Origin of the sequence: Corallococcus sp. Z5C101001 (assembly GCF_007352635.1) — a bacterium.
GTDB lineage: Bacteria > Myxococcota > Myxococcia > Myxococcales > Myxococcaceae > Corallococcus > Corallococcus silvisoli.
In genome coordinates, this window is sequence record NZ_VKLU01000001.1 from 225348 (window position 1) to 239686 (window position 14339).

The window sequence follows — 14339 nt, forward strand, 5'->3', positions numbered from 1 at the left end:
ACATGAAGGACAGTCGCTTCAGCCGGTCGGAGTTCCTCGCGCTCACCAGCCTGCTCGCGGGCTCCACCCTGTTCCCGGGACGCGCCGGGGCCGCCCCGGACGGCGGCACGCCGTCCCTGCGCACCGTCAAGTCGCCGGGGCTCGCCGGTGTGCCCGCGGTGGCCGCGGCGGACGGAGGCGTGGCGGCGCCCAAGCCGGGCTCGCAGGAGGAGTACGAGCAGCTGCGCCAGGGCTGCATCGCGTCACTGCCCATCAGCTCCACGTCCGACGACGGCGCGGAGTACGTCCGCATCGGCGAGTGGATGCAGCGTCAGCACCTGGTCAGCGACGGCTACGGCAACGGCGACTTCGTTCAGGCGTTCGAGAAGAAGGTCGCGGACCTGCTCGGCTTCGAGGACGCGTGCTTCATGCCCACGGGCACCATGGCCCAGCTCATCGCGCTGCGCATCTACGCGGACGCGAGCGGCGTGCGCACGGTGGGCGTGCACCCGTCGTCGCACCACGTGTTGCACGAGGACGACAGCTACGCGGTGCTGCACCAGCTGCGCGCGGTGTACCTGGGCCCGTGGACGCGCCCGCTGCTGGCGGAGGACGTGGCCCGCGCTCCCGACGCGCTGGGCACCGTCAGCGTGGAGCTGCCGGTGCGCTGGCTGGGCGGGCAGCTCCAGACGTGGGAGCAGCTCAACGAGCTCAAGCGCACCTGCCGCGAGAGGAAGGTGAAGCTGCACATGGACGGCGCGCGGCTCTGGGAGAGCCAGCCCTTCTACGGCCGCTCCTACGCGGACATCTGCAAGGGCTTCGACTCCGTCTACGTGTCCTTCTACAAGATGGTGGGCGGCATTGGCGGCGCGATGCTGGTGGGCAGCCGCGACTTCATCCGCGAGTCGCGCGTGTGGCGCCACCGGCACGGCGGCAACCTGTTCCACCTGGCCCCCCTGGTGGCCTCCGCCGCCATGCGCCTGGACGCGGCGCTGGCCGCCATCCCCGGCTACGTGAAGCGCGCGAAGGCCATCACCGAGCTGTTGGCGGCGGACCCCCGCGTCACCGTGCTGCCGCAGCCCGTGCAGACGAACATGTTCCACGTGTTCCTGCGCGGGAGCCCCGCGACGTACAACCGGCAGCGCGACCGCATCGCGCGCGAGGACCGCGTCTGGGTGGCGGGAGGCTTCGGACAGACGCGCGTGCCCGGCGTCGTGTCCACGGAGCTTCAAGTGGGAGAGGGGCTCGCCCGCATCAGCGACGCCGACGCCGCCCGCGCCTTCCTGCGCCTGCTGGAGGCGGCCTGAGCGGCGGGCCACCCGCCTTGACGCCCGGGGTCAATGTCAGACACCGGGCGGTTGAAACAGAGACGGCGTGCGTCAGGCCGCCTTCTTGAAGCTGTACTCCGGCTCCTGCTGCTGCGCCTTCAGGAAGAACTCCGAGTCCAGCAGCATCACGATGCGGCCCTTGTCGTCGTGGAACCCGATGGGGCCGTGCGCCGTGAAGTGGATGAGCGACTCCTCCAGCGCCGTGGTGGCGGGGTGCTCGGCGCCCACCGGCTCGTACTCGTAGTCCCCCGCGCGGGTGATGCCCAGGCGGTCCTGCGTCGAGCCGGAGAGGATGTAGATCTCCGCCGGGCCCAGGTGCTTGTGCGGCGCGAAGACGGCGCCCTTCTCCATCTTCAGGATGGCGCTCCACACGCCCGTCTCCGCGCTCACCCGAAGCAGGCGGTAGGAGGTCCCAGGACCGAGCGGCTTCCACTCGAGGTCCGCGGTGTGAACCAGGCCATCCATCATCGTCATTCCGGACATGACATCCTCCACGGTCGGCCCTGCGTGTGTGTCGTTGTCCATGATAACGCTCAATACGGAAATCCTTGCAACTTTGTCTCACTTGCCAGGTTGTCCTGTTTGACGCATGGCTTTGGCTCAGGAAGATTCCATGGCGACTGTTCAGTGGGGGTGGTCCGGGTCGCATTTTCTGATCAGACAGAAAGCGCCCGGTGGTTGCGGACCCCCGTGGAAAGCCGCATAGGAAGGCGTCTCTCACCGCCCCTGTCGCAGGCCCGGGGGCTGGAGTTCGCCATGCGCACCGCGAGCACGTCCGAGTCTCACTTCTCGTTTGTTCTTGAAACACCCGCCGCGACACCGGAGGCGGCGCGGGAGCACTTCCAGGCGAAGCTGTCGGTGGAGACGGACGCCGCCGACCTGCGCCTGGACCTGGAGCGGGGGCGCAAGGGCTTCGTGGTGGTGGACGTGCGCTCGGCGGAGGCCTACGCGCGGCGCCACATCCCCGGCGCGCTCCACATCCCCGGGCGGCAGGTCAGCGCGGAGAGCACCGCGGCGCTGTCGAAGGACGACGTGGTCGTCGTGTATTGCTGGGGCCCGGGCTGCAACGGCGCGACGAAGGCGGCGGTGCGCTTCGCGGCGCTCGGCTTCCGCGTGAAGGAGCTGCTGGGCGGCATCGAGTACTGGGTGAAGGAGGGCGCGCCCACGGAGGGCACGCTGCCCCAGGGCGTGCCGGTGTTCGGCATGCGGGGTGAAATCTAGGCGGGGCCGCCCGGCGTGGGAGAGGGGGACCGTGGGGCGCGGGGGGCTGGTAGGCTCCGCGCCTCGATGCCCCGCCTCCTCTCGCCCGCGCAGGCCTGGCTGTTCGGCCCTGGCGTGGACCTCTCCGTGTTCGCCGGCAGCGCGCTCGTGTCCGTCGCGTTCGTGCTGGCCGCGCCGTGGCTGGGGGCGGCGGGAGACACGCCCGGGTGGGCGTGGCTCTTGTTCGTGGTGGGCGTGGACGTGGCGCACGTCTGGTCCACGCTGTTCCGCACGTACCTGGACGGCGAGGAGGTGTCGCGCCGGCCGGGCCTCTACGTGGGGGCGCCGCTCGCCGCGTACGCGGTGGGCGTCTTCGCGTACGGGGTGTCTCCTGGCGCGTTCTGGAGCGTGTTCGCCTACGTGGCGCTGTTCCACTTCATCCGCCAGCAGTATGGCTGGGTCGCGCTCTACGACCGGAAGGCGCGCGCGTCCCCCTTCGAGCGGCGCCTGGACGCGGCGGCCATCTACGCCGCGACGCTGGGCCCCGTCGTCTGGTGGCACGCGCACCTGCCCCGCGCCTTCTGGTGGTTCGTGGAGAACGACTTCCTCGCCGGGCTGCCCGCGTGGGCGGGCACCGTGGCGCTGGGCGCGCACGCGGCGGTGCTGGCGCTGTGGGCGGCCCATCAGGGGCTGCGCGTCGCGCGCGGCGACGGCGTGCAGGCCGGCAAGGTGCTGCTGGTGGTGGCGACGTGGGTGGCGTGGTTCGGCGGCATCGTGCTCGCGCGGGATGACTTCGCCTTCACGGTGATGAACGTGGTGCTGCACGGCGTGCCGTACTTCGCGCTCTTGTTCCGCTACGCGCGCGGGCGCCACGCGGAGGGCGGCTTCGGCGGGATGGGCGTGCTCCTGCGCGCGGGGCTGCCCGGCTTCCTGCTGTTCCTCGGGATGCTGGCGCTGCTGGAGGAGGGGCTGTGGGACGCGCTGGTGTGGCATGAGCGCCCGGCGTTGTTCGGCGACATGGGCCCCATCCTGGAGGCCGACATGCTGGCGCTCGTGGTGCCGCTGCTGGCGCTTCCGCAGGCCACGCACTACGTGCTGGATGCGTTCGTGTGGAAGGCCGGGCGGGAGCCCGCGCTGCTGAACAGGCTGGGCTGGACGCGGGCGGCGCAGGGTCCGACAACCGGCAGCCAGGCACACACAGTGGTAGCCATCCGCGGCGGAGGTGAATAGAGCTAGTGGGTCTATGGCTCGACTCCTGCTCGTCTCGAACCGTCTTCCCGTCACCGTCAAGGCGGAGAAGGATGTGGTCTCCGTGGTGCGGAGCGCGGGGGGGCTCGCGACCGGGCTCAGCCGTCCGCACGAGCGCTCCGGAGGCATGTGGATTGGCTGGCCGGGAGATGTCTCCCGGCTGACGGACCCCCAGCGCGCCCAGGTGGAGCAGCAGCTGGCGGACCTGCGGTGCGTGCCGCTGTACCTGTCCGCCAGCGAGGTCAGCCGCTTCTACGAGGGCTACTCCAACCGCGTGCTCTGGCCGCTGTGCCACTACATGCTGGACCGCGTCCCCAGGCAGGACCGGGACTGGGACGCGTACCGCAAGGCGAACGAGCGCTTCGCCGACCTGGCCGCGAAGCACTACCAGCCAGGCGACACCATCTGGGTGCACGACTACCAGCTCATGCTGGTGCCCGGGCTGCTGCGCCAGCGCCTGCCCCACGCGCGCATCGGCTACTTCCACCACATCCCGTTCCCCTCGTCGGAGATCTTCAGCACGCTGCCCCGGCGCGGGGAGCTGCTCAAGGGCCTGCTGGGCGCGGACCTCATCGGCTTCCACGCGGTGAGCTACGTGCGGCACTTCTCCGGCACGCTGCTGCGGCACCTGGGGCTGGACACGGACATCGACCGCGTCCTCTTCCAGGGGCGCGAGGTGCGCGTGGGCGCCTTCCCCATGGGCATCGACGCCGCCGCCTTCGAGACGCTGGCGCGCGAGCCCGCGGTGCTGGACGAGGTGAAGGTGCTGCACGAGCGCGCCCACGACGAGCGGTTGCTCGTGGGCATCGACCGGCTGGACTACACCAAGGGCATCCCCCGGCGCCTGCTCGCGGTGCAGCGGGTGCTGGAGCGCTCCCCGGCCCTGCGCGGGCGCCTGCGCTTCATCCAGGTGGCCGTCCCCAGCCGCACGCAGGTGCAGGCCTACGCGGAGTACCGGGAGACGGTGGACGAGCTGGTGGGCCGCATCAACGGCCTCTACGGCACCGTGCACAGCACGCCCGTGCACTACCTCTACCGGTCGCTCAACGAGAAGCAGCTGGTGAGCCTCTACCGGGGCGCGGACGTGATGCTGGTGACGCCCGTGCGCGACGGCATGAACCTGGTGGCCAAGGAGTTCTGCGCGGCCCGCCCGGACGAGGACGGCGTGCTCGTGCTCAGCGAGTTCGCGGGCGCGGCGGCGGAGATGCGCGACGCGCTGCTGGTGAACCCCTACGACGTCGAGGGCATGGCGGACGCCATCGAACAGGCGCTGGAGATGCCCAGGCCAGAGCGCCAGGAGCGCATGCGCCACCTGCGCACGGGCGTGAAGACGCGCGACGTGCACTGGTGGGTGGGCACCTTCCTGGACCGGCTCCAGGGGCTGCCCTCCGTGGCGGAGAAGCCGCCGCTGCCCGACGGCATGCTCGCCCTGGACAAGCTGAAGGGGCCCGGGCGCAAGGTGCTGTTCCTGGACTACGACGGCACGCTCGTGGGCTTCGCCCCCACGCCGGAGCTGGCCTCGCCGGACGCGGAGCTGATGACGCTGCTCAAGGAGCTGTGCGCCCGGCCGGACCTGTCCGTGCACCTGGTGAGCGGCCGCCCGCGCGAGACGCTGGAGGCGTGGTTCGGCGAGCTGCCCCTGGGCCTGCACGCGGAGCACGGCCTGTGGTCGCGCACGCGGCGGGGCCAGCCGTGGCAGGCGCTGCCGGGCGTGTCCTTCGAATGGAAGCCGAAGGTGCGGCCCGTGCTGGACACGTTCGCGGCGCGGATCACCGGCTCGTTCGTGGAGGAGAAGACGGCGTCGCTCGCGTGGCACTACCGCCGCGTGGACGCCGAGTTCGGCGCGCTCCAGGCGCGCGAGCTGCGCCTGCTGCTCTTCGAGAAGTTCGCCCAGGAGCCCATGCACATCCTGCCCGGGGACCGCGTGGTGGAGGTGCGGCCCAAGGGCGTCAACAAGGGCCGCGTCGTGGCGGAGGTGCTGCGCCAGGAGTCGCCGGACGTGCGCGTGCTGGCCGTGGGCGACGACGTCACCGACGAGGACCTCTTCGCGGCGGTGCCCCAGGGCGGCCTCACCGTGCACGCGGGCAACAAGCACACGCGCGCGGCCTACCGCGTGGACGGGCCCCCGGAGGTGCGGCGGATGCTGAAGGGGCTGCTCGGGAAGTAGCGCGCGGGCTCAGGGGGCTTCAGAGGTTGAAGCCCACGTTGCCCACGGAGATGCTGGGCCCGAAGATGAAGGACCACTTGCTGGAGGGCACCACGACGTCGGTGGTGGGGTCGCCGTTGGTGCGCCGGGTGATGTCGCCCCGGAACTCGCGGGCGATCCACGCCTGCGCGCCCACCGCCGCGCCCGGACCGATGGGCACGCGCAGGCCCAGGCCCAGCACGGCCGCGAGCGTGGGCGGGAACTGGATGTCCCCGGACTGCGGCACCAGCCCCATGCCCATCAAGCCCAGCTCGATGCCCAGGAGGCGCTCCTGGCCCTCGTTGTTGAGCAGCGCCAGGCGCGACAGCACGCCGAAGTTGACGGCCAGCTGCCCTGAGGGCTGCGTCGCGCGGTAGAGGCCCGCGGGGATGGTGGCCATGGTGTAGAGGCGGAACATGCCGCCGCGCACGATGGCGGTCCACTGCGCGGAGGGCAGGCCGGTGCGGTCCACCGTGGACAGGGCGTAGCGGGACTCGTCCGCGACGTGCGCCACCTGCACGAGGATGCGGTCGTACTGGCCCAGGTTGCCCTGCACGGGGATGACGCGCATCTCCCCCTTGGGGCGCAGGAACAGGCGCTGCTCCACGTGGCTCTCCGAGCGGTTGGTGCCGTCGGACTTCGTCACGTCGATGCGCAGGGTGATCTCCTGATTGCCCTCCTCCGGCGTGAGGCGCTCGCGGTGGATGATGACGCGGCAGGTGTTGCGCATGGCGTAGGCCACCCGGTGCGGGCGGCTGGGCGTGAGCGTTTCGTCCACGCCGTCCTTGTTCGCGCAGATGAACTCCACCAGGCTCTCCACGTTGGTGGGCACGCTCGCCTCGCGCACCGCGCGCTGCACGCGCTCGCTGGTGAGGAAGAGGTCCGCCGTGGCCAGCTCTCCCGGCAGCGTGGGCAGCCGGTAGGCGAAGCGCAGCGACACGAAGCCGCCCGCGGTGGCCTCGCCCTGGATGAGGGTCACGGACTCCCGCGTCGTCACCGTGTAGGCGCCTCCCAGCGGGCGCAGCACGAAGCGGCCCAGGCCGCCGTTGGAGGCCACCGTCACCTCCGCCGGGCGGTTGGTGGGCACGAAGTCGATGGTGCCGTGGCCGGGCAATTCCAGCGTCGCGCGCGGGTCCGGCACGGGCTTCGTGTCCGCCGTCTCCGACGCCACCACCGTGCCGTCCACGCGCGACGTGATGGCCGTGACGGTCACCTGCTGCTCGGAGGTGCCGCTGGTGCGCAGCAGCACGTAGGTGCCGTCCGGGGCCTTCACCACGCGCTCCACGCGCACGCGCGCGCCGTTCACCGTCCAGAGCAGGGCGCGCGGGTCGTGCGCGCACGCGGCGTCCAGGCGCATCACCAGCGCGGAGTCCTCCGCGTCGCGCAGCGCCGTGCCCTCCACCGCCGCGAGCGGGCAGGCGAGCACGGGCAGCGTCTCCGCCACGGAGGTGTCCAGCGCGTCGCCCCGGGCGAAGAACACGCGCGGCACCAGCCGCAGCCGCAGCGCCACGGTGGGGTTGAGCCCCGGCACGTTGCGGATGGACACCGCGCCGTCCGTCACCTCGCACCGCGCGTTGCCGCAGTCCACGGAGGCGATGGCCTCCGAGTGCGTCACCGCCACGTAGCCGGGGCCCTTGGACAGGTCCACGCCGGAGGACTGGATGAGGGGCCGGGTGAGCACGGTGCGGCCCGGGCGCAGGCGGAAGGCCTCGTCGTCCAGGAAGCGCCCGTTGGCGTCGTACGTCGTCACGTTCGCGCCCCTGCGGCCGAACGGAGGTATCCACGACAGCGTCGCGTCCGTGGGCAGGCCCGGCGTCACCGGGACGGCGCACTCGGTGGGGCTGTTGGGTTCCAGGCACATGTCCTGGCCGTCCATGGACTCGCGCTGCGGCTCCGGCCCCCTGGGCACCCCGGACCAGGCGATGGACACGTTCTTCAGGCCCGTGCCCTTCAGCTCCAGCCGCCCGTCATCCGGGAAGAAGGTGGTGGAGGCGCCGTCGATGCGCGGGAAGGGGCCGGTGGCCACCACCACGAGGGTCTCGGTGGCGGTGGCGCACCCGGCCTCGTCGTCCGCGACCTTCAGCTCCAGGGTGCGGCTGGCGTCGTCCGCGCGCGTGGGCGGCTTGAGCGTGCGGCCCTCCGGCCCCAGCACCCAGCCGCCCCGCACGGGGCCGCACAGCACGCCCTTGGGGATGACCTCCACCGCCCGTCCCCCTTCGGGGAGCTGGACGACGGGAGCGGCGGCGGCGGTCCCCGCCACCAGCAGGCAGCCAAGGACGAGCGCGCGTGCAGGGTGCATGCGAATGCTTAAGCACGGAGGGCCGCGTCCGGGTCAAGCCCTCCGTGCGAAGCAGTGCCCAGCAGGCACCGCGAGTGTCCGCGATTACCGCGAAGCCGTCTTCTGTCCCGGCCCCTGGAGCAGGATGCGGCGGCCGAAGGCGCGGTCCACGCGGCCGAGGAACTCACGGAACTGGGGGTACTCCTCCGCCTTGATGCGGGCGACGGACAGGGCCACCTCGCCGTCGGCGACGAGCGCGCCGTTCTCCACGCGGTAGGTGAGCTTCACGCGGCCGAACTGGGTGGTCTCCTCCACCGCCTGGGGCAGCTCCGCCACGGTGTAGCCGCCGGGCAGCGTGTAGCGCAGCTTGAAGGTGTTCACCCACGGGCTCTGCATCACCAGGTCGAAGCGGCGCTCGGCGAGCGACGCGTACACCTGCTGATAGGTGCGCCCCGTGCCGAAGGGCAGGAAGCGCAGGCTGCCGCCGGGGAGCACCTCCGCGTAGCGCGGGATGCCCATGTTGAAGCCGAGCGTCACGTCGTCATCCAGGCGGGTGGTGTCGCTGAGCTTCACCTCGCGCACGGTGAGGCCGGGGAAGCTCTGCGCCCACGCGCGCTCGAAGGTGGACTTGCGGGTGGACTCCGGGCGGTAGGCGCGGCGGTAGTCCGGCGCGGACTGGCCGGACACGCTGCTCTGGCCCTTCACGTCCGCGCCGCCGTCGGGCCGCAGGGCCACGTCCATGGCCAGCGTGGTGGCGTTGTCCTCCGCCTTCGCCTCCGGCGTGGTGAGGAAGCTGCTGGTGCCGTTGGGGTCCACCACCAGCACGTTGGCGACGCGGTCCGCGGACGGCAGCTCCTTGGCGCCGTGGAACTCCGCGGTGCCGTCCAGGTACATGTCGAACTTGGGCACGTACGCGATGGCGTGGTTGAAGGCCGCCAGCGACGCGGGCTCCGCGTCCAGCGCGCCCAGGTTGCGCATGCGCAGGAGCACCAGCCGGCTGTCCACGCCGGCCACCTTCAGCATGGAGTGGATGAGGCTCGCCTTGTCCTTGCAGTCGCCGAAGCGGCGCGCCAGCACGCGGTCCACGCGGTACGGCTTGAAGCCGTGGATGCCGAACTCCAGCGCCACGTAGCGGGTGTTGGTGACGACGAAGGAGTAGATGGCGCGCACCACGGCCAGCTGGTCCTTGCGGTCCACGCCGGTGAGCACCTGGTCCACCGTCGCCTTCAGCTCCGCGTTGGGCTGGAGCTGGTCGCGCACGAGGCCCCACCAGTAGTGGCCCACCTGGTCCCACGTCTTGTACGTGGAGATGTGCAGGTTCTGGGCGACCTCCGCCCAGCCCGGCATGCCGGGCTCCGGCACCACCTTGGAGACGTGCTTCGCGCCGAAGCGGTACACGGTGCGGCCGGCCTCCGGGGCCTCCTGCTGCTGCTCCACGCCCGCCAGGCGGCTCTTGTTCCAGTACAGCGGCCGCTCCTTGGGCATGTCCACGACGTACTGGAAGCGCACCTTCGGGTAGACGCCCTGCACGCTCTCCACGTCGCCCCAGTAGTCCGACAGCAGGTTGTCCTGCGCGGTGTCGTCCAGGCGGTAGGTGAGCTCCAGCGTGTCGCCCGCGGCCAGCGACGGGAAGGACAGCACGCGCGCGCGGGCGTCGTAGTACATGCCCGTCCACGGCTCGTTGATGTTGCGGTCCGCGTCGCCGTAGCTGTCCACCACGGAGCCGTCCGGCTTCGTCACGCGGGCCTTCAGCACCCGCACCTCCTGCCGGTCCGGCGAGTAGGTGACGGGGACGCTGCGGAACGCGTCCACGCCGCGCTGATTGAGGACGCGCACCACCATCTGCTGGAGGCGGCTGGACAGGCCGCTCTTCTGCACGCGCACGTAGGTGTTGTCCACGAGGTACACGGCGTCCTCGTGCACGTAGCCCTCCGCCTCCTTGGACAGGGGCTTCGTGTCCACCAGGTACTGGGTGCCGGCGCTCTCCGACTCACCCTTGAGCGTGCGCAGCGCCTCCTTCAGGCCGGGGTTCTGCGGGCGCAGCACCAGCGAGCGCTCGAAGGCGGCCAGGGCGGGCTCGCGCTGTCCGGCGGCGAGCAGCGCGCGGCCCTCGCGCTCGTACACCTCCGGCTCGTCCGGGGAGAGGGCCTTGGCCTCGGTGAAGAGGGCGGTGGCCTCCTCCGCGGCGCCGTTGGCGGCCTTCAGCTCCGCCAGCCGCACGCGCGAGCCGTTGTCGAAGGGGTTCAGGTCGGTGAGCTTGGCGTACTCGCGCTCGGCGGCGTCCACCTTGCCCGCGTCCGCGAGCATGGCGGCCAGCTGCCGGCGGGTGTTGGTGTCGTCGTAGCGCAGCGCCAGCACCACGCGCATGCGGTCCATGGCCTCCTGGTCGCGGCCCTGCTGACGGGACGCCGCCGCGGCCACCCGCACCACGCGGGGCACGCGCGGCTGCTGGCGGAAGGCCTCCTCCACCAGCGCGTGCGCGCGGGCGCGCTCGCCCAGGGCCTCCGCCGCGCGGGCGAGCAACAGCCGCGCGCCCGGCACGTTGCGGCCGTCCTCCTGCTCCAGGATGGGGGCGACCAGCGGCTGGACGCGCTCCGGGTGACCCCGGTCCATCTCATGGTCCGCCAGCGCCAGCCGCGCCGGGGCGTACGCGCCGTCCGCCTTCACGGAGGCCTCCAGGAAGCGGCGGCGCTCGTTGAGGTCGTCCGTCTGCGTGTTGGCGGCCAGCAGCTGCAGGCGCGCGTCGTTGGGGGCGCTCTCCGCGGCGAGCGCGGCCTCGGCGCTGGCGGTGTGCTCGCGCTCGTCATAGGCGCGGAAGAAGGCGAGCACCTGGGCGTAGTCGCCGCGCAGGGCCGCGTCGTCCGGGTGCTTCTCCACCAGCGCGCGCAGCGAGGAGGTGAGGGTGGGCAGGGGCTGCGGCGCGGGCGCGGGCATGCGCTCCAGGGCGGGGGCCTTGGCGGGCAGCGACGCGCGGGCGGAGGCGGACTCCGAGCGCAGGTAGAAGCCCAGCGGGCCGGTCTCCTGGCACACCTTCACGAGGACGCGGTTGAGGCCCTTCTTGAGCTTCACCGACACGCGCGTCTGGTCCGGACGGGGCAGGTTGTAGCGGTCCTCCTTGGACGCGAGCTGCCCGTTCACCCACAGGCGGTAGCCGCCGGAGGTGCCCAGGCCCAGCGCCACGCGCGTGTCCTGCGGGACCTCCAGCCAGGTGAGCGCGTACGCCACGGCCTCCTTGTTGGGGCGCACGGCGGTGGCCAGGTCCACGTAGCCGTCCGCGGACGTGACGGAGAGCTTGCGCCAGGTGACCTCGCGGCCCTTGGCGCCGGGGTAGCGCGCGGTGAGGTCCAGGTTGGCGGCCTCGGGGCCGAAGTCGGTGTCGCAGCCGGCCTTGCCTTCGTTCTCGAAGCCGCCGACGACGTAGTAGTCGTTGACGAAGCCCAGCCACTGGCGGACCTCGTTGGCGCGCACCATGCGGCCGCGGGCGCGCTCCGCGTCCATCAGGAGCAACTGCGCGGTGGTGCGCGTGTTCGCATCCGCCGTGCGGCGCGAGGAGAGCTGCTGGTACGTGCTGATGAGCGGGGTGAGGTCCTCCACGTCATCCACCAGCGCGTGCATCCGCAGCAGGGCGGCGCCGCCGCGCGGCGAGTTGAAGGCCTTCACGGCTTCGGCCGCGTACTCGCGGGCCCGGTCGTCCGCGTTCGGCTTCGCGAACCCCAGCACGGGGCAGGTGAGCACGAAGACTGCGGCCAGCGATGTGAAACGCGACATCCGTTCTCCTCAAGTGGCAGCGGCGCCACGCGGCGACGCCAGGACGGCAGGGGGCGATGACGCCAGTGAACAGGCGGACCCGTCACGGCCTTCCCCTGCATGCGGCCCCGGACGGCGGGCAGGCAACCCAGACACCCGCAGTCTATGCCGGACCGGTGTGGGGTGGGGTGGGCCCGTGGAGGCAACGGCACGAAAACGGACGGGGCCGGCGCGGGCGCGAATGCCCGTGCCGGCCCCGGTGGGGCCCCGTTGCTGGGGGAGAGGCGTCAGTGGAGCTTGGCGTAGAGGGCGTTGACGAGGCCGCCGTCATCGCCGCTCAGCTCCCAGAACATGGCGCCGCCCAGGCCCTTGGCCAGGATGTAGTCCGACTTGGCGGCGACGCTCTCCGGGTCGTCGTAGGCGACCCACACCTTGGTGGACGGGCTGTAGAGGTAGGCCTGCTTGCTCTCCGGGTGGAGGAACTTCGTGTAGCCGGAGCCCGCGCGCTCGTAGTTGGCCTTGAGGTCCTTGTAGTCGAACACGCCGGTGAGGCCGGACTGGCCGTCATCCCAGGTGCCCTTGGTGGGGACGCCGCTCTGGAACAGGCCGTTGTTCACGTTGGGCACGTTGCCCCAGCCGCGGCCGTAGAAGGGCACGCCCAGGACGATCTTGGACGCGGGCACGCCCAGCTGGAGCATCTTGGAGATGGAGCCGTCGGTGTAGAAGCCGTCGTTGGCGCCCGGGTCGCCCGTCACGCGGTTGAGCGCGGAGTGGAAGTTGACCGTGCTCTCGAAGGCGCCGTGGTAGTCGTAGGACATCACGTTGATCCAATCGAGGATGCCGGCGAGCTTCACGGTCTCCTGCTTGTTGGCGAGCAGGTCCGGAGACGCGCCCGACGCGATGGTGAGCAGGTAGGGCTGGCCCGTCTGCGACGTGACGGCGGACAGCTGGGTGCGGAACTCCTGCATGAGCAGGGTGTAGTTCACCTTGTCCGCGGGGCTGCTGATGTTGTCCGGCAGGCCGCCGCCGGTGGGGTACTCCCAGTCCACGTCGATGCCGTCGAACACGCCCACGCCGTTGGCAGGGGTGACGCCGGGGAACTGGCCCTTCACGTACAGGTCCACGCAGGACTTCACGAACGCGGTGCGCGACGCGGCGGTGGCGGCCACCTGGGAGAAGTACTTGGACCAGGACCAGCCGCCAATGGAGATGAGCAGCTTGAGCTGGGGGTTCGTCTTCTTCAGCTCCTTGAACGCGCGGAAGTTGCCGCGCAGCGCGCCCGGGTCCCATTCGCCGGGGTAGCCGAAGCCCTTGTCGATGTCCGCGAACGAGTCCCCCAGGACGCACTTGCCGTCCGCGGAGATGTTGGAGAAGGCGTAGTTGATGTGCGTGAGCTTCGACGCGGGGACGTTGGACACCTGGTAGTTGCGGCCGTAGATGCCCCAGGCGGTGAAGTACCCGACGATGCGCTTGCCGCCCGGCGGCGGCGTGCCGGGCAGCTCCACCACGACGGTGACGCTCTGGGTGCCCACGTTGCCGGCGGCGTCGTACGCCTTCACGGTGTACGTGTACGTGCCGTTCTGCGCGGACGTGGAGAACGTGCGCGTGAAGGACGACGCGGTGGCGACCGCGGTGCCGTTCTCCAGGATTTCAATCTTCGTCACGCCCACGTTGTCGGTGGCGCTGGCGGAGATGGTGACGGAGCCCGCGGCGGTGATGCGCGACGCGCTGGCGCTGGCGGTGACGACGGGCGCGGTGGTGTCGCCGGTGCCGGGGATGCTCACGGTGACCGTGAGCGTCTTGCTGCCCACGTTGCCGGCGGCGTCGTACGCCTTCACGGTGTACGTGTACGTGCCGTTCTGCGCGGAGCCCGAGAAGGCGCGCGTGTAGGACGACGCGGTGGCGACGAGGGTGCCGTTCTCCAGGATCTCAATCTTCGTCACGCCCACGTCGTCGGTGGCGCTGGCGGAGATGGTGAGGGAGCCCGCGGCGGTGATGCTGCTCGTGCTGCTGCTCGCGGTGACGACGGGCGCCGTGGTGTCGCCTCCACCGCCCGTGGCGGGGCCCAGGTCCAGCCACAGCGCCGCCACGGCCACGGGGGTCCAGTCCGCCTGGGACGTGTGGGCCTGACGGCACTGATAGACGCGGCCTTCGTAGGTGACGCGCGTGCCCACCGAGTAGGCGACGCCCACGGCCCACGCGGCGTCCAGCGGCGCCTTCATCACACTGCCCGGGCCCTGGGCTTCGGGCGCGAAGGTCTCCTGGCCACAGCCCGCGACAGTCAGCGCGGACGCCACCAGGCCCACAATCCATTGCCTACGACGCATTCGTGTTCTCCTCGCCTGCGGTTCACGCGGAAGGAGTCACGTCCCAA

The 14339-nt window shown here is 71.4% G+C and carries 8 protein-coding genes; 4 read left to right on the forward strand and 4 right to left on the reverse strand.

From position 1 onward, the window contains the following. The first annotated feature begins 2 nt into the window (after window positions 1-2). A complete protein-coding gene (locus tag FOF48_RS00940) occupies window positions 3-1286 on the forward strand; it encodes a low specificity L-threonine aldolase (RefSeq protein WP_143897814.1) in 1284 nt (427 codons plus the stop codon). A 72-nt stretch (window positions 1287-1358) separates the two neighbouring features. Here FOF48_RS00940 and FOF48_RS00945 read toward each other — a convergent pair whose 3' ends face one another. Next, the gene (locus FOF48_RS00945) at window positions 1359-1790 is read right to left on the reverse strand and encodes a cupin domain-containing protein (RefSeq protein WP_161663671.1); all 432 of its coding nucleotides are present in this window, start codon (window positions 1788-1790) and stop codon (window positions 1359-1361) included. A gap of 273 nt (window positions 1791-2063) precedes the next feature. Here FOF48_RS00945 and FOF48_RS00950 point away from each other — a divergent pair, with 273 nt between their 5' ends. The 3 genes from FOF48_RS00950 to FOF48_RS00960 all read left to right on the forward strand — a co-directional run bounded on the left by FOF48_RS00950 (window position 2064) and on the right by FOF48_RS00960 (window position 5922). Then, window positions 2064-2528 carry a rhodanese-like domain-containing protein gene (locus tag FOF48_RS00950; protein WP_143897818.1) on the forward strand — a complete coding sequence of 155 codons (465 nt, stop codon included), beginning with the start codon at window positions 2064-2066 and terminating at the stop codon, window positions 2526-2528. A 66-nt stretch (window positions 2529-2594) separates the two neighbouring features. Beyond that, entirely contained in the window at window positions 2595-3737 is a 1143-nt protein-coding gene (locus FOF48_RS00955; protein WP_143897820.1) for a hypothetical protein, read from the forward strand. 13 nt (window positions 3738-3750) lie between these two features. Next, window positions 3751-5922 (forward strand): bifunctional alpha,alpha-trehalose-phosphate synthase (UDP-forming)/trehalose-phosphatase, encoded by a 2172-nt coding sequence (locus FOF48_RS00960; protein ID WP_143897821.1) that lies wholly within the window; start codon window positions 3751-3753, stop codon window positions 5920-5922. Window positions 5923-5941: 19 nt separating this feature from the next. Here FOF48_RS00960 and FOF48_RS00965 read toward each other — a convergent pair whose 3' ends face one another. The 3 genes from FOF48_RS00965 to FOF48_RS00975 form a co-directional block, all read right to left on the reverse strand. Next, a complete protein-coding gene (locus FOF48_RS00965; protein ID WP_186001714.1) occupies window positions 5942-8239 on the reverse strand; it encodes a hypothetical protein in 2298 nt (765 codons plus the stop codon). Between the two features lie 84 nt (window positions 8240-8323). Then, on the reverse strand, window positions 8324-11986 hold the full coding sequence (locus FOF48_RS00970; protein WP_143897823.1) for a DUF3857 domain-containing protein: 3663 nt from the start codon (window positions 11984-11986) through the stop codon (window positions 8324-8326). A 266-nt stretch (window positions 11987-12252) separates the two neighbouring features. Continuing rightward, complete coding sequence (locus FOF48_RS00975; protein ID WP_143897825.1) at window positions 12253-14292, reverse strand: glycosyl hydrolase family 18 protein; 2040 nt, start codon at window positions 14290-14292, stop codon at window positions 12253-12255. Window positions 14293-14339 lie beyond the last annotated feature (47 nt).

Bases quoted from the DNA above. Each gene is read 5' to 3' on its own strand.
- FOF48_RS00940 (WP_143897814.1), top strand. From the start codon at position 3: ATGAAGGACAGTCGCTTCAGCCGGTCGGAGTTCCTCGCGCTCACCAGC.
- FOF48_RS00945 (WP_161663671.1), bottom strand. From the start codon at position 1,790: ATGTCCGGAATGACGATGATGGATGGCCTGGTTCACACCGCGGACCTC.
- FOF48_RS00950 (WP_143897818.1), top strand. From the start codon at position 2,064: ATGCGCACCGCGAGCACGTCCGAGTCTCACTTCTCGTTTGTTCTTGAA.
- FOF48_RS00955 (WP_143897820.1), top strand. From the start codon at position 2,595: ATGCCCCGCCTCCTCTCGCCCGCGCAGGCCTGGCTGTTCGGCCCTGGC.
- FOF48_RS00960 (WP_143897821.1), top strand. From the start codon at position 3,751: ATGGCTCGACTCCTGCTCGTCTCGAACCGTCTTCCCGTCACCGTCAAG.
- FOF48_RS00965 (WP_186001714.1), bottom strand. From the start codon at position 8,239: ATGCACCCTGCACGCGCGCTCGTCCTTGGCTGCCTGCTGGTGGCGGGG.
- FOF48_RS00970 (WP_143897823.1), bottom strand. From the start codon at position 11,986: ATGTCGCGTTTCACATCGCTGGCCGCAGTCTTCGTGCTCACCTGCCCC.
- FOF48_RS00975 (WP_143897825.1), bottom strand. From the start codon at position 14,292: ATGCGTCGTAGGCAATGGATTGTGGGCCTGGTGGCGTCCGCGCTGACT.